The following is a 19201-nucleotide window of genomic DNA, read 5'->3' as shown; positions in this document are numbered from 1 at the left end:
TCGCCGGATTCTAGCACAATAGTGTGACTAGGATCTAATCTCATTTCAGCTAATTCTCTAGTTATTGAATAAACGGGTTGAAATAACAACCCGTCAAAAATTAATTGTTATTCGCACACGTACTCAACAACGTCTAGACCAAAGCCTGACAGTGAGTGATAACGCTTATTGCTTGATGACATCAGCTTCATTTTGCTCACGCCCATATCAGCAAGAATCTGAGAACCGACACCAACGCGGCGTGAGGTACCCTGCTTTTTCGCCATGGTTGGCGCTTCGCCTTTATCTTGCTGTTCAAATGCTTTTAGCTTGTGAATCAGTTGTTCGCTGGTTTCTTCGTTACCCAGCACCACTAGCACACCGCCTTCATCACCAATGCGTTGCATTGCAGTATCTAAAGACCAGCTACGATCCGAGTTGCGGTTTGAGCGCAGTAGATCAGTAAAAGTATCTTGCAGGTGTACACGCACCAAACACGCCTCTTCCGACACTTCACCTTTACGCAAAGCGTAGTGAATTTGATTGTCGATAGTATCGCGGTAAGTCACCATATCGAAATCACCAAACTCTGTTGGTAATTTACATTCAGCAACGCGCTCAATGGTCGTTTCCGTGTTGTTACGGTACTCAATTAGGTCAGCAATTGTGCCTAGCTTAACGCCGTGTTTTTCAGCAAAAATTTCTAAATCTGGACGGCGAGCCATTTCGCCATCGTCTTTCAAGATTTCTACGATAACAGATGCTGGTTCACAACCGGCAAGACGAGCTAAATCACAGCCTGCTTCAGTGTGTCCTGCGCGTGTTAATACGCCGCCATCTTGCGCTGAAAGAGGGAAAATATGACCCGGCTGAACCAGATCAACCGCCTTTGCATCAGCGGCAACAGCTGCTTGAACTGTGACTGCGCGATCCGCTGCAGAAATCCCGGTTGTTACGCCTACCGCAGCCTCTATAGAGACAGTAAACGCTGTTGAATATTGAGCGTTATTATCTTGAACCATAGGTGGCAAACCTAGACGAGCACAACGCTCTTGAGTCATGGTTAGACAAATAAGGCCGCGTCCATAGGTCGCCATAAAGTTAATAGCTTCAGGAGTAATGTGCTCCGCCGCCATGATAAGGTCGCCTTCGTTCTCACGATCCTCATCATCCATCAGGATAACCATCTTACCTAAGCGAATATCTTCAATAATTTCTTGTGGTGAGCTGATAGGCATATTTTAATTCCTAGTTTTTATATCCTAGTTAAGTGTTTGTCACACGCGTTAAATAACGCCTATGCAAAGCCGTTTTGTTGTAAAAATTCCATAGTCATCGAGGAAGACTCCTGAGATTGTTCTGATCCTACACCGAGCAATCGCTCCATATAGCGAGCCAGTACATCAACCTCTAGGTTTACTTTTCTTCCTACGACAAATTCATCAATAATGGTCTGTTGCGCGGTATGAGGCACAATGGTTAATTTAAAACCATTTTTACGCAAATCATTAACAGTTAGGCTAATGCCATCCACCGTAATTGAGCCCTTTTGCGCCACATAACGCTCTAATTCACTCGGCAGTTCAACCCAGTATTCAACCGCGCGACCGACAGGGATTCTTTCTATGATTGTTCCAACGCCATCGACGTGTCCAGAAACGATATGCCCACCAAAACGAGTGGTCGGAAGCATCGCTTTTTCAAGATTAACTCTATCGCCAACTTGATACTGAGCAAAGCCAGTTGCAGTCAGCGTTTCTACCGATAAGTCAGCGGTAAATGAGCGCTGATCAAAGCGGACTACTGTTAGGCAGATGCCATTGGTTGCAATACTGTCGCCCAATTTAACATCTGACATATCTAGAAGCCCAGTTTCTACTGTAATAGAAATATCTTCACCTTGATTGGTGATGTTAGCTAGGGTGCCAACGGCTTCAACGATACCGGTAAACATAGTTAATCCTGTTCTATTGTAATGATTTAAAGGTAGCAACCAGCTTAATGTCTGGCCCTACTTGGGTGAGTTGCTCTATCTGCAACTCAACAGCTTGTTGCATATCGGTCAATCCTAATAAATTGACCAAGCCTCGACCATCGGTCCCCATAATCTTTGGCGCTAAATAAACAATAAGCTCATCGACAAGTTGTTGCTCAATAAAGCTTGCAGCCAGGGTCGCCCCTGCTTCAACCCAGATGTGATTGATATTGTGTTGTGATGCTAGATTTACAAGTAGTTCAGCTAAATCCACACCACTATTTTTTGAACTTGCACTCTGAGCCTGTTGCTCAGGCATCACCAACACCTCTCCGGAGGTGTTAAATAAGCGCAGATCTTGAGTAAGATTTCTTTGACGATCTAAGATAACTCGTACGGGTTGTCTCACTTCACCTTCAGGATATAAAGCCTGCGTCTCGTCTGAGAGCTCTTCAAAGCGCACATTGAGTGAAGCATTATCATCAATCATCGTTTTAGAGGTGGATAAAATCGCTCCCGCTTGAGCGCGATAAAGCTGTACATCCGCTCTAGCTTGACCACTGGTAATCCATTGGCTTTTGCCATTACTCAGGGCTGTTTTTCCATCAAGACTGGCTGCCATTTTTAGCTGAACCCAAGGCAGACCGGTGCGCATTTTCTTTAAAAACGGACGATTGATACGCTCAGCTTCTGATTCTAATAATCCAACTTGAACCTCAATACCTGCTTCTCTAAGCATAGCAATACCGTTACCGGATACTTGAGGATTAGGATCTTGCATAGCGCAGATAACGCGAGACACACCCGCTTTAATCAGTCCCTCGGCACAGGGTGGCGTTCGACCATAATGCGAGCAGGGTTCTAAAGTGACATAGGCGGTAGCACCGACAGATTTTTCAGCGGCCATTCTCAAGGCGTGCACTTCGGCATGAGGACCACCCGCACGAATATGATAGCCATGACCGACAACGCTTTCACCTTGTGTAATCACACAACCAACGTTGGGATTGGGGTGCGTTGTAAAACGTCCCTTTTCGGCTAATTTAATCGCTTTTGCCATCATTTGATGGTCAAACAAAGAAAAACTCATTTAGATAACTCTTGAGAAGACGGCACTATATTTAAAAACATAACCAAAACACTAATCTTCCAGTCTCGCAATCTCTTCGCCAAACTCTCTAATATCTTCAAAGCTGCGATAAACTGACGCGAAACGAATATAAGCGACTTTATCCAACTCTTTAAGTTGCTCCATTACCAAGTTACCGATCATGTCACTAGACACTTCTCGTTCACCGGTGGCACGCAACTTAGAACTAATCACACTCAGAGACAATTCAACCGCGTCCGCACTTACAGGGCGTTTTTCTAATGCGCGATGCAAACCATTAGCAAGTTTATCTTCGTTGAAAGGTTCGCGATTTCCATTAGATTTGATCACTTTTGGCATCACTAACTCTGCTGTTTCAAACGTGGTGAAACGTTCATTACAAGCAAGGCATTGGCGGCGACGGCGTACTTGATGCCCGTCAGCAACCAATCGAGAGTCAATGACTTTCGTCTCATTCTCTGAACAAAATGGGCAGTGCATACAAGCTCCATAATAATGAAAAAAGGGGGACTATGCTGTAAGGGTAATGAACCTAATTAACGTTCAAGTTCCCTGTTTACAAGGCAAAGTAATTATAACTTTTCAGTGTAACGGATTTATAGAATGGATTCGAGATAGTTAAGCAAAGGAAATAAAACAAAAAAACGCTATGTGATAAATCTCTATTACTTTTGTGTAACAAGGTAGCCTTATCCAGTGATAAGGCTACCTGAGGTTTTTATAATAAGATGGTAGGTACTATGGTCTTGGTAAGTAATTACCTTTACCGACCCACTTGTAGCTAGTCAGCTCTTCCAGCCCCATAGGCCCGCGAGCATGTAATTTTTGAGTGGATACTGCCACCTCTGCGCCCAAGCCAAATTGAGCACCATCTGTAAAGCGTGTCGAAGCATTCACATACACTGCCGCAGAACCTGCCGCATTGATAAAGCGTTCAGCATTATTTAAATCATTAGTCATGATGGCATCGGAGTGACTGGCATTATGATCGCGCATATGTTTAATTGCTGCGTCCACATCATCGACCACTTTGATCCCAAGAACAAACGCCAACCATTCGGTATCAAAGTCACCGTCTTTGGCTTCTCGCACGCTATTAGCATCAGCTAAATATGGCGCAGCATTGGCGTCAGCAACAAACTCAACTTTATCGCTTAGATTATTCGCCAATTTAGCGAGAAATTCTTTAGCTACCGCTTGGTGTACCAATAGCGTATCTAACGAGTTACATGCCGATGGACGCTGCACTTTAGAGTTCTCAACCACGGTTAATGAACGCTCTATATCGGCACTTTCATCAACAAAGATATGAGAAATACCAAAGCCACCAATGATCACGGGAATGGTGCTATTTTCTTTACACATTTTATGTAAGCCAGCGCCGCCACGAGGAATGATCATATCGACGTATTCATCGAGCTTTAATAGCTGAGACACCAATTCACGATCGGGCTTATCAATGTATTGCACCGATGCGCCCGGCAATCCCGCTTGTTCCAGCGCAGTTTGAATCACTTTAACCAGCGCCATGTTGGAATAGAAGGTTTCTCTTCCGCCACGTAAAATACTGGCATTACCGGTTTTTAAACACAGTGAAGCGATATCAATGGTCACGTTAGGTCTTGCTTCATAAATCACACCCACGACCCCTAAAGGTACACGGCGACGAGATAACGACAGACCATTTTCCAATACTCGGCTATCTAACTCACTGCCGATAGGATCGTTAAGTTTGATAACATTACGCACATCATCTGCAATGGCTTTTATGCGTGCTTCGTTTAACAGTAAGCGGTCTAATAACGCCTCACTCATTCCCGCATCACGGCCATTTTTAATATCAATAGCGTTAGCATCAAGAATTGTTTTTGATTGTTTTTCAAGCTCATCGGCCATAATCGCAAGAGCTTGATTCTTGGTTGCTGTCGTTGTTGTCGCTAATGTAAAAGACGCTTGCTTTGCGCGTTGGCCTAGTTGAATAAGATCCACTATGTCATCCTCTTTAAATATTGTTGAACAGGATTGTTCCTTAATCCTGCATCATGACCAAATCATCACGGTGTATTATTTCTGAGCCATAATCATGCCCTAGAACCTCAGCAATTGCTTTACTGTGCATACCCTGAATTTGGTTTAAATCTTCACTTGAATATCGAACTAAGCCCTTAGCAATTAACACACCCGATTGATTCACAATACGGGCGACTTCGCCTCTAGCAAAGATACCGTTAACCGTCACTACGCCTTTCGCTAAAAGGCTGCTGCCTTTACTTTGCAAGGCATTTACTGCGCCTTGATCAATCACAATATCACCAGAGGCGGCTGGGCCGGCAAGTATCCAACGTTTTCTGTTTTCCAAAGAATCTGGCAGCGGTAAAAAGCGTGTGCCACATGGCGAAGATGAAACACTTTCTAAAATGACGTTTTCTGCGCTACCCGCGGCAATAATAACTTCTATACCAGAGCGTGTAGCAATCTCGGCAGCTTGCAATTTTGTGGCCATGCCACCGGTGCCAAGTGTCGTACCACTTCCACCGGCAGTCTTACGTAAGGACTCATCAATACTTGTGACTTCGCGAATCAACTTAGCGTCTGGGTTGCTTCTAGGATCAGCTGTAAATAACCCTGATTGATCGGTTAATAGCAGTAGTTTATCCGCGCCACATAAAATGCCAACTAACGCCGATAGATTATCGTTATCACCAACTTTTATTTCCGTGGTTGCGACCGCATCGTTTTCATTAACAATGGGGATGATTTGGTATTCAAGTAAGGTATTAATGGTGTCGCGAGCATTGAGAAATCGCTCTCTGTCTTCAAGATCCGCTCGAGTTAATAGCATCTGCCCTATTTTCAGATTATAGATAGAAAATAAAGACTCCCACACTTGAATAAGATGAGACTGACCTACAGCGGCTAATAGTTGTTTGGTGGACATTGAATTGGGAAGTTCGGGGTGTCCTAGTTGCTCTCGCCCTGCGGCAATAGCTCCAGAGGAAACCAATACAAGGTTATAACCTTGCTCTTTCAACTCCGCACATTGACGAACCAATTCCACCATATGGGCGCGGTTAAGATACTGAGATCCACCGGTAAGTACGCTAGTACCTAGTTTCACCACAACTGTCTTAGCTTGCATTTATTACTCATTAATACTAATAAAAAAGAATACTCTTTTTTAACAAGCTAAGTCCTGTTTCACAAGTAAAAAAACAAAAAGGCGCCCTAAGGCGCCTTGATTTTCTATTTTTCGCTATGCGACGACTTCAGAGTCTTGGTGAAGCTCAAATTCAAACTCAAACTGCTTACTCAGCTGTTCTTTTATTTTTGATTCAAAAACCGTTTGCGTGCGCTGTACTTCAGCTTCTGCTGTGGCTGGAAGTTTTTCATCTATCCATGCCCCAGATGCATTATATTTACCATGATGAAAACGCGCGATACAGATTGAACCTTCATCTTGTTTTTCCAGTTCCATCCACCAGCCCCAAAATTCACGGCACTCTGGTGACTTTTTATCATCAACACAAACCGATAAACAGTCGAACAAAAATAAGTTCGGCTGACACTCAGACTCACGCAGATAAGGTCCGATTGCTTTAAGCTTAGCAATCATTCGATGATAAGTGGGTTGCTTCCCTAGCATAATAACTCCATGTATTATTTTTATTATAAACACAACAACTGGTGTTTATTGTTACTCTTCAGCTACATAAACGCACCCATAGTGCCACTAGTTTCATACACTTGTCACGATTTTAATTCTTCAATAAGCCAATTCACCGCAAGATCCAGTGACTGCTGATAGCCTGATGTAAGATTTTTTGATGGTACTTTTACCGCTTTCCCCATCTTACTGGACATTGCGATTAACTGATTATCGGTATGAGGCGCGACTGGATCACCATCTAAAGAAATCGCTAATAAAGGTACACTGGTTCGTCTAGAAGCCAGTAGGCCTTGGGTTTTTAGAGACCATGCGGACATTTGCCCTGCAAGACTTTGAATATCAATAGGCAATTTACCTAATCGAGACCCCAGAACGTCTAAATACATCTTCGGCATATTAATAAGTTTTTGAGGCGACGCTAAAATATCATGCACCGGTGCGCCAATGGTCACACACGCTTTAATTCGACTGGCTTCAAGAAGGCTCAAACGTACTAATGCATTGCCACCAAAGCGAAACCCTAGTAGTCCTACATTCCAGTGATCAACAAACGGAACCTTTGGTAAGTAATCTAAAAGCGCTTTATGCAAACAGCTAGAATCTTCCGATAATGTCCAGTGACTGCTTTTGCCAATGGAAGGCATATCAATAGTCAGCATCGCAAACTCATTAGGCGCTAGATAATCAAGAAACAACTTCCACATATCGGTTTGAACACTATCCAGACCGGCACAAACAATAACCACAGGCAGCGGACGCTCGGTATGAGGTAAATGCAGGTTAGCCTGAACCGTTTTGCCTTTATAAGGTACATTCAATTGCTTGAATACATACTGACTTTTCTCTGATGCTTCGTTATACGCTTTATTGGCAAGCACTTGCGCCTGTGATGCTAAGTTGTCGCCTTTAATGTGCGGATACGCTGCAATGCTAAAGTACAAACTGGCTTTATATAGGGCAAGCGCAGCCTCTTCACCTTTTAATTCGAATGCTCGGCGTTGATGCTCCATCCCCGCTTGGGTCCATTCATAAGCCCAGTTACCTGAGCGAAATCCCATTACGGTATCAAGCCATTGATCGTTAGTGCGAGAGTTTGTTGAAGATGAAATACGCGCTAAGACTTGCTCTTGTTCAATAGGATCGGCACCTTGCCAAATCCACTGCAAACGACGAAGGTTACGATACCAAGAATGGGAAGGCTTGCTCTCTAATTGGCTTAAACTACTTGGCATATATTGAGTTAAACCAGAGGTTTCTCTTGCTTGCATGTTCTTGGTAAACAGTTTTTCAGAAAGGTTTTTGTCTTTATCATCATTCATAGGAAAGCGTCTGTATGTTGAACTTATGACTAAGCATAAACAAAAAATGCCTCTAAATAGAGGCATTTCACATAAAATCTAATTTTTGCTTTTAGCAAAAAAGGTCATTGACCCAAATTACTTACGCTTACGATTGATAGGTTCTGCAAATGTAAGTTGCATGTCCCATGGTTGCTCAATCCAAGTTTCTTGCGCAATGTCGACTACATAGTCATCTAGCAACTCAACGCCAGAAGGTTTTGCACATACCGCAATTAATTTAGCTTTAGGGTACATTTTGCGTAATTGACGCGCAGTGTCACCACTATCAACTAAATCTTCAACGATAAGGAAGCCTTCACCGTCGCCCTCAGGAGCTTTAAGAACTGTCATATCGCGCTGGTGATCATGATCGTAGCTTGAGATACAAATAGTATCTACATAACGAATCCCTAATTCACGAGCAAGGATAGCAGCGGGTACTAAACCACCACGGCTCACGCCCCAGATCCCTTTCCACTGTTCTGCTGGCATTTGACGCCTAGCAAGTTCGCGACAGTTAGTTTGCATTTCATCCCAAGTGATGACGTATTTTTTTGGCATAGCGGGTAAACCTATTTAAGACTAAATTAAGCGGCTAATACATATTTCAAAATAAATATAGCAGACATAACCCAAACACTAAGGGATACATCGCGTCCTTTACCACTCAACAATTTAATTGCTGCGTAAGAAATAAAGCCTAGTGTGATGCCTTCTGCAATAGAGAATGTTAATGGCATCAATAAGCAAGTTACTACAACAGGTGCAGCTTCTGTAATGTCACTCCAGTCGATATTAACCAGACCAGATAGCATCAAGATAGCAACATAAAACAACGCACCCGCAGTAGCGTATGCCGGAATCATACCCGCTAATGGCGAAAACAGCAAAGCCAATAAGAAAAGCACACCAACCGTTACGGCAGTAAGACCAGTACGGCCACCAGCTGCCACGCCCGCTGTAGATTCTACATAAGAAGTCGTGTTTGAAGTACCAAGCAAAGCACCAATTGATGTTGCTGTAGAGTCAGCAAGTAATGCTTTATTCAAACGAGGCAGTTTGCCATCTTCTGTCATTAGGTTCGCTTTTGATGCAACACCGACTAACGTACCTGCTGTATCAAATAAGTCGACAAACAAGAACGCAAAGATGACTGAAATCATGCCAACTTCAAATACACCAGAAAAATCCAATTGCATGAATGTCGGTGCGATACTTGGAGGCGGAGCGATGATGCCATGATATTGAACATCACCAAAGATCATGCCTAAAACAGTAACCGCAAGAATTGCGATCATTACTGCGCCGCGAACACCACGGTGAACCAATGCAATAGTAATAAAGAAGCCAACCGCAGCTAATACAGCGTGCAGGCCAGTAATATCACCCATAGAAACAAGCGTTGCTGGGTTATCCACTACAATGCCGGCATTCTTTAGGCCGATAAATGCCAAGAAAAGACCAATACCGGCTGAAATACCAGTACGTAGTGACATTGGAATTGAGTTGATGATCCACTCTCGAACGCGAAGAAGGCTAAGAATAATGAATAATACGCCCGAGACAAATACTGCTGCTAATGCAACTTGCCACTCATAGCCCATGCCCAATACAACACCATAAGTGAAGAAAGCATTTAGACCCATACCCGGCGCTTGAGCGATAGGATAGTTAGCATATAGACCCATAACAAGACAGCCAACTGCAGCGGCTAGACAGGTAGCAACAAATACAGCGCCATGATCCATTCCTGTTGCTGATAACATAGTCGGGTTAACGAAAATGATATAAGCCATTGTCAGGAAGGTAGTTATACCTGCAATGATTTCCGTGCGAACAGTTGTCCCGTGTTCACGTAGTTTGAAGAGCTTCTCCAGCATTATCAATTCCTAAAAATATGTAAAAGTAAACGTTTGCGTATCTAAATTGGCGTGAATTATAGAGAGTTAAATAACGAAATACCATACTGTTTTATTCAGAAATTCATTTATAGACAATACACCGCCTATTTTAGCCCCCCACCGACAACATAACCTATTGATATGAAAGTATATTTACTCATAAAGTGCTCTAGATCAAAGAGTGTGCTTTTTGTACACATTGCAAATTTATCTGGCAAAATACAGTGATTTTCTACCCATGTAGCACATAAAAATACATCACTCACAAGGATATGCTCTTTAGCGCACTCAAACTGACTTATTAACAAGATAAGTGAACGGAATATAGAACGGATTTGTAGAGAACATTGAGGCGAAAAAAAAGCCGCTCCAGATTGGACGGCTTATGAAATCAGTAATTAATTTCTAATATATCAGGGGTGAACCGAAGTTCAATCACATGCTTAAAAACCCTACTAAAGGGCTGAATTCATAGTTATATAACCTTCATTGGCCGACAAGCCGAAAGATTAATAACTACAACTTCAATACTAACCAATTGATAAACAACAGATTAATACTTTAAATTAGCACTGATACAGACAGTATAATGAGTGGGGTAACTCACAGAAGGGTTGTCTGTATCGACAGGAAATATATTACCAATACTGTAATTTAATTACAAGTATTATTATTAAGTCATACAAGAAAAGACGATTTAGTGAGCTAGTTTGGTAATTTAATTTCACCATCGAAATAAATAAAGGTCGAAACATATTAACTACTCGCTTATAACAATCCCTCTTTAGCTTACGTTACATCTGGTACTTTACCTGTCCAACTACACGCTAGAGTGATATTCTGCTCGCATAAAATTGACCGATAAAGTAAACGGCCATCTACAGCAATTAAATGCTGTCCCCCTATGCATGAAGGAGTATTACATGTCCCAGTTTCTTAACGAGATTAGCCAGCAAACTAAAAATCCAATCTGGCCATTTTTTGATACGATCTGCTCTATCCCTCACCCATCAAAACATGAACAGGCGCTTTCCGATCACATCGTGGCGTGGGTAAAAGAGCAAGGGCTTTCAGTAAAGTCGGATGCCGTTGGTAATCTATTTATCAAAAAACCTGCAACCACAGGAATGGAAAATAAGAAAGGCGTTGTTCTTCAAGCTCATATCGATATGGTGCCGCAAAAGAATGAAGATACAGAGCATGACTTCACAACGGACCCTATCCTTCCATACATTGATGGTGAGTGGGTAACCGCGACAGGTACAACTCTTGGCGCTGATAATGGTATTGGCATGGCATCATGTCTGGCTGTTCTTGCATCCACAGAGATTGAGCACGGACCGATTGAAGTGCTTCTGACTATTGATGAAGAAGCAGGAATGAACGGCGCGTTTGGTCTTAAAGAAGGCTGGCTTGAAGGTGATATCTTACTTAACACCGACTCTGAGCAAGAAGGTGAAGTGTATATGGGTTGCGCAGGTGGCGTAGACTCTAGCCTAGAATTTGCGATTACTCGTGAAGCACTTCCACAAGGATACGTCACTAAAAAACTGATCCTGAAAGGTTTAAAAGGCGGTCACTCTGGTTGTGATATTCATACTGGTCGTGGCAATGCCAACAAACTATTAGTTCGTTTTCTTGCTGGTCACGCACAAGAATTAGAATTAAGACTGATTGATTTTAATGGTGGTAGCCTACGTAACGCGATTCCTCGTGAAGGTTCTGTAACGGTTGCTTTGCCAACAGAAAATCTAGCTAAGCTAGAAGAGCTATATCGCTTTTATGCAGACATGCTTACTAACGAACTTGGCGCAGTTGAAACTGGCCTTGTGACTTTCATTGAAGATACACAAGCGCAATTTGCTGTATTTGCTAAAGAAAGCCAACAAGCATTTATTGCAGCACTTAATGCATGCCCTAACGGCGTAATGCGTATGAGTGATGCGATTGAAGGCGTAGTAGAAACCTCTTTAAACCTTGGTGTTATTACCACAGAAGAAGACAAAGTCACCGCTTTGTGTCTTATCCGCTCTTTAATTGATTCAGGCAGAACTCAAGTTGAAGGTATGCTAACTTCAATTGGCGATCTTGCCGGTGCTAAAGTGACTTTCTCTGGTACTTACCCAGGTTGGAAGCCTGATGCAGATTCTGAAATCATGGCTATCTTCCGTGACATGTACCAAGAAGTTTATGGCCATAAGCCAAACATCATGGTTATTCACGCCGGTCTTGAGTGTGGTTTATTTAAAAAGCCTTATCCAAATATGGATATGGTTTCATTTGGTCCAACCATCAAATTCCCTCACTCACCCGATGAGAAGGTTAAAATTGATACGGTTGATCTGTATTGGGAACAAATGGTTAATCTGCTTAAACATATTCCAGAAAAAGCATAAACTTCACCATTAGCTAAATATAAAAGAAGCCGAGCATTTATGCTCGGCTTCTTTTTACTAAATCAAACAACAATAAATTGTCTTTTTAAAAGATGCTTTACGCTTTGGTTGCGGCAAGTTCTTGCAGTTGAGAAAGTGTCGTTTCTGACACAAGATCGCCATTGTAGTAATAGCTAACCTTCTCACCATCACGAATACCCATAATCAGTGCTTTATCACCATTATTGTAGGTAACGTTCATTTGCACTGTATTCGCATCAATCGCTTCAAATGTTGATGACTCAACCTGACGCATAGTGATTGGATCAAGCGGCGCTTCCGTTAGAGAAGGATCAAGATCTTTGTTCATGTTGTACATTGTATCAACTTTTGAATCAAAGATGTGCGGCTTACCATTTAGTGGGTTTTTACCCGCCCAGAATTCGATAGAGTTAAATATTAAAGTATCTGCGGCAACTGACAATGCATACACAGGAGCAAGAAGCATGTTCACACCACCACGAGCATAGCGGTTATCGACAACTTCCAAGTTAAACTTCATGACGTAACCTGTCACGGCATTACTACCAATACAACCAGTTAGTGACGCTGCAACTACTGCTAGACCTACTGCTTTTAAGCCAAGTTTTTTCATTCTGTGGTTCCTTCCGTTTTTTATAATGAAACACCTATCCCTTTTCAAAATAGTCTACTTTCAAGCATTTACCATTAATCGTCCCACTTATTTACACTTTTTTATGTGTCATTTTAAGAACAGCATTTCTCGCTCAAGGTAGGCCGTCGATAAAGCATCAATACCAAATTCAATTTCGCAAACATAAAAAAAGCGACCTAAAAAGGTCGCTTATCAATTTCATATTATGCTAGGTATGAATTAGCCGATGTTCTTACGAACATTGCGGAACATTCTCATCCATGCAGAATCTTCACCCCAAGACTCAGGAGCCCAAGAGTTAGCTACCGTTCTAAATACACGCTCAGGGTGAGGCATCATAATTGTTACCTTACCATCAGCGGTTGTTAGACCTGTAATCGCGTTTGGTGAACCATTCGGGTTGTTCGGGTATTGCTGAGTCGCATTACCTAGGTTGTCTACATAACGCAGTGCAACCGTACCAGAATTTTCAATCGCATTTAGGTGAGCAGTATCTTTCACTTCTACGCGGCCTTCACCGTGAGAAACAGCGATAGGCATACGAGAACCAGCCATACCATCAAAGAATACAGAATCAGACTTCTGAACTTCAACCAAGCTAAAGCGAGCTTCAAAGCGCTCTGATTCGTTGCGTACGAATCGAGGCCAAAGATCAGCGCCAGGAATCAATTCTTTTAGGTTTGATAGCATTTGACAGCCGTTACACACACCTAGAGAGAAAGTATCTTGACGATTAAAGAAGCTTTCAAATTGGTCACGCGCTTGAGCATTGAAAAGGACAGACTTAGCCCAACCTTCACCCGCACCCAGTACGTCACCGTAAGAGAAGCCACCACAAGCCACAAGACCTTGGTACTCTTCTAGTACTGCTTTACCAGTTAAGATGTCGCTCATGTGGATATCAACAGAATCAAAACCTGCGCGGTCAAATGCTGCTGCCATTTCAACGTGAGAGTTAACACCTTGCTCACGTAAAATAGCCATCTTAGGTTTAACACCTGTTGCGATGTAAGGCGCTGCTACGTCTTCACGTACATCAAAGCTAAGGTCAACATTCAAACCAGGATCTGAGTTGTCTTTCTTCGCTGCAAACTCTTGGTCTGCACAAGCTGGGTTATCACGCAGTGCTTGCATCTTATGCGTGGTTTCAGCCCAGATAGTACGAAGCTCTGTACGAGAACGTTGTATCACAGCGTTACCGTTAGCAAAGATTTCAACGCTATCGGTTGCTTCTACAGTACCGATAACATGTGAACAATCTTGTAAGCCATTTTCAGCAAGTACTGTGCGAACCAGTTCAAGGTCATCATTCTTAACTTGAACAACTGCGCCTAACTCTTCGTTAAATAGTACCGCTAGAGTGTCTTCACCAAGCTCAGAGATATCAGCTTTCACGCCACAGTGACCCGCAAATGCCATTTCAGCAAGCGTTACTAATAAACCGCCATCGCCTTTATCGTGGTAAGCCACAAGCTTGTCATCACGAACCAGCGTTTGCATTGCATCAAAGAAGCCTTTTAGCTGCTCTGCATTGTCGACATCAGCAGGCTTATCACCCAACTGCTTGTAAACTTGCGCAAGCGCTGTTGCGCCCATGCGGTTTTTACCGTTACCAAGATCAACCAATACTAGGCTTGATTCACCTTTGTCAGTGCGAAGCTGAGGAGTCACTGTCTTACGAACATCTTCCACACGACCAAATGCGGTGATAACCAATGAAAGTGGAGAAGTCACTTCTTTGTCTTCGCCGTTTTCGTTCCATTTAGTCTTCATAGACATTGAGTCTTTACCAACAGGAATCGTTAGACCCAGTGCAGGACAAAGCTCTTCACCTACCGCTTTAACCGCTTCATAAAGACCCGCATCTTCACCAGGGTGACCTGCTGGAGACATCCAGTTAGCAGAAAGCTTAATACGTTTAATATCGCCGATATCAGTGCCGGCGATGTTAGTCAGAGACTCACCTACCGCAAGACGCGCTGAAGCGCCAAAGTCTAGAAGTGCAACCGGAGTACGCTCACCCATAGACATAGATTCGCCGTGGTAAGTATCGTAACTTGCCGCAGTAACTGCACAGTTAGCCACAGGAACCTGCCAAGGACCAACCATTTGGTCACGAGCAACCAAGCCCGTCACACTGCGGTCACCAATGGTGATAAGGAATGTTTTCTCAGCAACGGTTGGCAAGCGTAGAACGCGGTCTAGCGCTTCATTTAGCTCAATGCCATCGCGGTTGATCGCAGGGCTATCCACTTTAAGAGTTTTCACATCACGGTACATCTTAGGTGTCTTACCTAAAAGTACGTCCATTGGCATATCAATTGGCGTGTTGTCGAAGTGAGAATCTTCTAGAGTCAGTTGACGCTCTTCTGTTGCGATACCGACAACCGCATACGGTGCACGTTCACGTTTACAAATTGCATCAAAGGTTGCCATGTTTTCATCAGAAACAGCCATTACGTAACGTTCTTGAGATTCGTTACACCAGATAGCCAGTGGGCTCATGCCCGGCTCATCGTTAGGCACGTCACGTAGTTGGAATTTACCACCACGTTCGCCATCATCAACAAGCTCAGGTAGTGCGTTAGAGATACCACCTGCGCCCACATCGTGAATGAATGCAATTGGGTTATCGTCACCTAACTGCCAACAGCCATCGATCACTTCCTGACAACGACGTTCCATCTCTGGGTTTTCGCGTTGTACTGAAGCAAAGTCTAGATCTTCTGCTGATTGACCTGATGCCATAGAAGATGCCGCGCCGCCACCAAGACCGATGTTCATAGCAGGACCGCCAAGAACAATCAGCTTAGCGCCAACAGGAATTTCTTTCTTCTGTACGTGTCCATCACGGATATTACCCATACCACCAGCAATCATGATTGGCTTGTGGTAACCACGGATTTCTTCACCCGCGTGAGAAGTCACTTTTTCTTCGTAAGTACGGAAGTAACCCAGTAGGTTTGGACGACCAAATTCATTGTTGAATGCAGCGCCGCCTAGCGGACCTTCAGTCATAATATCCAATGCCGTAACAATACGACCTGGCTTACCAAAGTCGGTTTCCCATGGTTGTTCAAAACCAGGAATACGTAGGTTTGAAGTAGTAAAGCCCACTAAACCTGCTTTTGGTTTACCGCCGATACCTGTTGCGCCTTCATCACGGATTTCACCACCAGAACCGGTAGAAGCACCTGGCCATGGAGAAATTGCCGTTGGGTGGTTATGAGTTTCCACCTTCATCAAGATGTGTGCAGGTTCGTGGTTGTAAGAATATTGACGCGTTTCAGGATTTGGGAAGAAACGACCAACTTCAGAGCCTTCCATTACCGCTGCATTATCTTTATAAGCAGATAATACGTGGTCAGGAGTGACTTCCATGGTGTTCTTAATCATTTTGAACAAAGACTTGTCTTGAACGACGCCGTCGATTGTCCAATCTGCATTAAAGATTTTATGACGACAGTGCTCAGAGTTAGCTTGAGCAAACATCATCAATTCAATGTCGTTTGGATTACGGCCTAGCGTATTAAAGCTATCGACTAGGTAATCAATCTCGTCTTCAGCTAACGCAAGACCCAAAGTGATGTTGGCTTCTGCAAGAGCTTTACGGCCACCGGTAAGCACATCAACAACAGTGTGTGGCGCAGGCTCAGCAACAGTAAATAAAGCAGAGGCTTGTTCCATTTCATTAAAGACCACTTCCATCATGCGGTCATGAATCAATGCTTTTACTGAGTTAAGTTGAGCTTCATCTAATTGAGCCGACGTTTCAACATAGTACGCTGTACCACGTTCTAGACGCTTCACTGTATCTAGACCACAGTTGTGGGCAATATCGGTAGACTTAGATGACCATGGAGAGATAGTACCAGGACGTGGAGTCACTAGTAACAATGTACCTTGTGGCTCATGTTCTTCGATCGTTGGACCATAAGTAAGCAGTTTTTCTAGCTTATCTGTCTCTGAGGCATCGAGTTCTACACTCACATCTGCAAAATGCATAAACTCGGCATAAATACCGGTTACTGGCAGGTCTTGTTCACGACAAAGTTCTAGTAATTTTTGTACACGAAACTCAGAAAGAGCTGGGGAACCACGCAAAATTCTCATGTGCTTAGGTCTCTTTGATGATGGATTAAAGATGATATTCAAGTAAAAACAATGAGTTAATTTTAATTATTGTTTTTACTTCAACATTACCTATGTTGTTTTCGGCGTATTATAAAGCAAATCTTTTTGTGAAGTAACACAAAAAGCAACCGTTTGCGCAAATTTTTGCGTCGACAGAGTTATCAAGGAAAAATAGTGACCGTAAATTACCCATCATTTAAAAATAAAATAGGCACTCACTAAGGTCAGAAGCGCTTTCGCTTCCCCCCTGATAATGGGTTTGATATAAAGGGTATATATAAAACTTGTATCGTTAATCTTTGGAGATTCCCAACACTATGCGTCAGTCGGTGTTAACTAAAATTTATACATTGGCTATAGCGTTAGTGGCTTTGCTCTTTGTTGCGGGTTGTCAGTATGAAGTTGACACTAAAAATGAACTGCAAAAGATCCAAGAACGAGGTGTGTTACGTGTGGGCACACTCAATAATCAACTGTCTTATTACATTGGTCCTGATGGTCCAACGGGTATGGAATATGAACTGGCTTCAAAGTTTGCTGAGCAACTCGGCGTACGCTTAGAAATAAAGCCTGCTTATCGCCTATCTGAGCTTTTCCCTGCTTTAAAAAATGGTGAAATAGATATTGTTGCAGCAGGACTGACTCAAGCACCAAACCGAGTAAAAGCATTTCGCGCAGGCCCTGCCTATTACTATGTCAGCCAACAAGTCGTCTACAAAAAGGGCACTTGGCGACCAAGAAATCTTAAGCAGTTAATCGAGAGTGACGAATCATTAACTGTGGTCAAAGGTTCTCATTTTCAGCATACATTACAAGAACTCACCCAAACCCACCCTAAGCTTAAATACACGATTACCGATAACTACGATCTTAACGATCTTCTTCATCAAGTCTCTAAAGGTGAACGTCTATTTACCGTTGCTGACTCTATCGAGTTGTCACTTGCGCAGCGCATTTACCCCAATATCGCTTTGGCTTTTGAACTGACTGAAGATCAGCCTACATCATGGTATTTACGCAAAGGTATTGATGACAGCCTGTATGCTCTGGTGATCGAGTTTTTTGGTAATATTCATCAAGATGGTCAATTACACCTTATCGAAGAGAAGTATTTTGGGCATATTGAAGATTTCGATTACGTTGATACACGCGCATTTGTTCGTGCACTAGATAGCAAGCTACCAAAGTGGGAACCACTATTTCAGCAATATGCTGGAGAGTTTGATTGGCGCTTAGTTGCGGCATTGGCTTATCAAGAGTCTCACTGGAACCCTAAAGCAAAGTCTCCGACGGGTGTGCGAGGGATGATGATGCTCACCCTACCAACCGCTAAAATTGTCGGTGTTAAAGATCGCCTAGATCCAGAGCAATCCATACGCGGTGGTGTGGAGTATTTAAGAAAAATCGTTAATCGTATTCCCGATAGTATCAATCAACATGAAAAGATTTGGTTTGCCCTCGCCTCTTATAATGTTGGCTATGGCCATGTGATGGACGCCAGACGAATTGCAAAAGCACAAGGTGCAAACCCTGATCTGTGGAGTGATGTTAAAACTCGACTGCCACTTTTGCGTAAAAAAGGTTATTACGAATACACTCGATATGGCTACGCTCGAGGTGATGAAGCCTTAAATTATGTCGAAAATATTCGTCGCTATTATCAAAGTATTATTGGTCACATTGATCAACGAGACCATAGTAGTGTCGAAAGCAACACCGGAGGTTTCATTGTTATCGAAGCTCCGCAACCCTTGCAATCACAAGGCTCAAGCTCTACTGACGAATAATTAAATAGCAGTGAACTGAGTAGAGATAGCTCACATTTTACGCGCAAGCATACAAATGTTTGCTTTAATATGAGATCTACATCCTATGCTTGGATTCATATAATAGTAACAATGGTGGTCTATATATGAGTTACGCAAACATGAAAACGTCAGTGATTAAACCGTTTGCTATCACGAAGTTCTATAGGAGATTGTTCGTTGAAACTAAAAAGAAAGCTATCAAAAAAATTATCAAATAGCACTGTTTCAGCTAATC

14 protein-coding genes are annotated in these 19201 nt (G+C 42.9%); 2 read left to right on the top strand and 12 right to left on the bottom strand.

The window, feature by feature from the left end:
- Nucleotides 1–107: 107 nt before the first annotated feature.
- The 10 genes from ribBA to A9260_RS03685 form a co-directional block, all read right to left on the bottom strand.
- Entirely contained in the window at nucleotides 108–1217 is a 1110-nt protein-coding gene (gene ribBA / locus A9260_RS03730) for a bifunctional 3,4-dihydroxy-2-butanone-4-phosphate synthase/GTP cyclohydrolase II (RefSeq protein ID WP_068696339.1), read from the bottom strand.
- Nucleotides 1218–1276: 59 nt separating this feature from the next.
- Entirely contained in the window at nucleotides 1277–1933 is a 657-nt protein-coding gene (locus tag A9260_RS03725; protein ID WP_068696338.1) for a riboflavin synthase, read from the bottom strand.
- A 13-nt stretch (nucleotides 1934–1946) separates the two neighbouring features.
- Entirely contained in the window at nucleotides 1947–3044 is a 1098-nt protein-coding gene (gene ribD / locus A9260_RS03720; protein ID WP_068696336.1) for a bifunctional diaminohydroxyphosphoribosylaminopyrimidine deaminase/5-amino-6-(5-phosphoribosylamino)uracil reductase RibD, read from the bottom strand.
- Nucleotides 3045–3095: 51 nt separating this feature from the next.
- Nucleotides 3096–3545, bottom strand: a complete 450-nt coding sequence (gene nrdR, locus A9260_RS03715; RefSeq protein ID WP_068696334.1) for a transcriptional regulator NrdR — start codon at nucleotides 3543–3545, stop codon at nucleotides 3096–3098.
- A 258-nt stretch (nucleotides 3546–3803) separates the two neighbouring features.
- Nucleotides 3804–5054, bottom strand: coding sequence for a glutamate-5-semialdehyde dehydrogenase (locus A9260_RS03710; RefSeq protein WP_068696332.1), 1251 nt, complete (start codon nucleotides 5052–5054; stop codon nucleotides 3804–3806).
- A gap of 40 nt (nucleotides 5055–5094) precedes the next feature.
- Nucleotides 5095–6204, bottom strand: a complete 1110-nt coding sequence (proB, locus tag A9260_RS03705) for a glutamate 5-kinase (RefSeq protein WP_068696330.1) — start codon at nucleotides 6202–6204, stop codon at nucleotides 5095–5097.
- Between the two features lie 114 nt (nucleotides 6205–6318).
- Entirely contained in the window at nucleotides 6319–6708 is a 390-nt protein-coding gene (gene crl, locus A9260_RS03700) for a sigma factor-binding protein Crl (protein ID WP_068696328.1), read from the bottom strand.
- Between the two features lie 104 nt (nucleotides 6709–6812).
- Nucleotides 6813–8051, bottom strand: coding sequence for an esterase FrsA (gene frsA / locus A9260_RS03695; protein ID WP_068696326.1), 1239 nt, complete (start codon nucleotides 8049–8051; stop codon nucleotides 6813–6815).
- A 117-nt stretch (nucleotides 8052–8168) separates the two neighbouring features.
- Nucleotides 8169–8633 carry a xanthine phosphoribosyltransferase gene (gpt, locus tag A9260_RS03690; RefSeq protein ID WP_068696320.1) on the bottom strand — a complete coding sequence of 155 codons (465 nt, stop codon included), beginning with the start codon at nucleotides 8631–8633 and terminating at the stop codon, nucleotides 8169–8171.
- Between the two features lie 26 nt (nucleotides 8634–8659).
- On the bottom strand, nucleotides 8660–9952 hold the full coding sequence (locus A9260_RS03685; protein ID WP_068696319.1) for an NCS2 family permease: 1293 nt from the start codon (nucleotides 9950–9952) through the stop codon (nucleotides 8660–8662).
- A gap of 944 nt (nucleotides 9953–10896) precedes the next feature.
- Here A9260_RS03685 and A9260_RS03680 point away from each other — a divergent pair.
- Nucleotides 10897–12369 (top strand): aminoacyl-histidine dipeptidase, encoded by a 1473-nt coding sequence (locus tag A9260_RS03680; RefSeq protein WP_068696314.1) that lies wholly within the window; start codon nucleotides 10897–10899, stop codon nucleotides 12367–12369.
- 97 nt (nucleotides 12370–12466) lie between these two features.
- Here A9260_RS03680 and A9260_RS03675 read toward each other — a convergent pair whose 3' ends face one another.
- Together A9260_RS03675 and purL are read right to left on the bottom strand one after the other, a co-directional pair.
- A complete protein-coding gene (locus tag A9260_RS03675; protein ID WP_068696313.1) occupies nucleotides 12467–13003 on the bottom strand; it encodes a DUF3332 family protein in 537 nt (178 codons plus the stop codon).
- A 240-nt stretch (nucleotides 13004–13243) separates the two neighbouring features.
- Nucleotides 13244–17137, bottom strand: coding sequence for a phosphoribosylformylglycinamidine synthase (gene purL / locus A9260_RS03670; RefSeq protein ID WP_068696312.1), 3894 nt, complete (start codon nucleotides 17135–17137; stop codon nucleotides 13244–13246).
- Nucleotides 17138–17475: 338 nt separating this feature from the next.
- Between purL and mltF the strand changes: the two genes are divergently transcribed.
- The gene (gene mltF / locus A9260_RS03665) at nucleotides 17476–18945 is read left to right on the top strand and encodes a membrane-bound lytic murein transglycosylase MltF (protein WP_068696310.1); all 1470 of its coding nucleotides are present in this window, start codon (nucleotides 17476–17478) and stop codon (nucleotides 18943–18945) included.
- Nucleotides 18946–19201 lie beyond the last annotated feature (256 nt).

The sequence above is a fragment of the Vibrio sp. UCD-FRSSP16_30 genome (genome assembly GCF_001676025.1).
Taxonomy (GTDB): domain Bacteria; phylum Pseudomonadota; class Gammaproteobacteria; order Enterobacterales; family Vibrionaceae; genus Vibrio.
The sequence above is the reverse complement of the archived record's forward strand: the minus strand, read 5'-3'. Positions and strand labels throughout refer to the sequence as shown.

Bases quoted from the DNA above. Each gene is read 5' to 3' on its own strand.
- ribBA (WP_068696339.1), bottom strand. From the start codon at position 1,217: ATGCCTATCAGCTCACCACAAGAAATTATTGAAGATATTCGCTTAGGT.
- A9260_RS03725 (WP_068696338.1), bottom strand. From the start codon at position 1,933: ATGTTTACCGGTATCGTTGAAGCCGTTGGCACCCTAGCTAACATCACC.
- ribD (WP_068696336.1), bottom strand. From the start codon at position 3,044: ATGAGTTTTTCTTTGTTTGACCATCAAATGATGGCAAAAGCGATTAAA.
- nrdR (WP_068696334.1), bottom strand. From the start codon at position 3,545: ATGCACTGCCCATTTTGTTCAGAGAATGAGACGAAAGTCATTGACTCT.
- proB (WP_068696330.1), bottom strand. From the start codon at position 6,204: ATGCAAGCTAAGACAGTTGTGGTGAAACTAGGTACTAGCGTACTTACC.
- crl (WP_068696328.1), bottom strand. From the start codon at position 6,708: ATGCTAGGGAAGCAACCCACTTATCATCGAATGATTGCTAAGCTTAAA.
- frsA (WP_068696326.1), bottom strand. From the start codon at position 8,051: ATGAATGATGATAAAGACAAAAACCTTTCTGAAAAACTGTTTACCAAG.
- gpt (WP_068696320.1), bottom strand. From the start codon at position 8,633: ATGCCAAAAAAATACGTCATCACTTGGGATGAAATGCAAACTAACTGT.
- A9260_RS03685 (WP_068696319.1), bottom strand. From the start codon at position 9,952: ATGCTGGAGAAGCTCTTCAAACTACGTGAACACGGGACAACTGTTCGC.
- A9260_RS03680 (WP_068696314.1), top strand. From the start codon at position 10,897: ATGTCCCAGTTTCTTAACGAGATTAGCCAGCAAACTAAAAATCCAATC.
- A9260_RS03675 (WP_068696313.1), bottom strand. From the start codon at position 13,003: ATGAAAAAACTTGGCTTAAAAGCAGTAGGTCTAGCAGTAGTTGCAGCG.
- purL (WP_068696312.1), bottom strand. From the start codon at position 17,137: ATGAGAATTTTGCGTGGTTCCCCAGCTCTTTCTGAGTTTCGTGTACAA.
- mltF (WP_068696310.1), top strand. From the start codon at position 17,476: ATGCGTCAGTCGGTGTTAACTAAAATTTATACATTGGCTATAGCGTTA.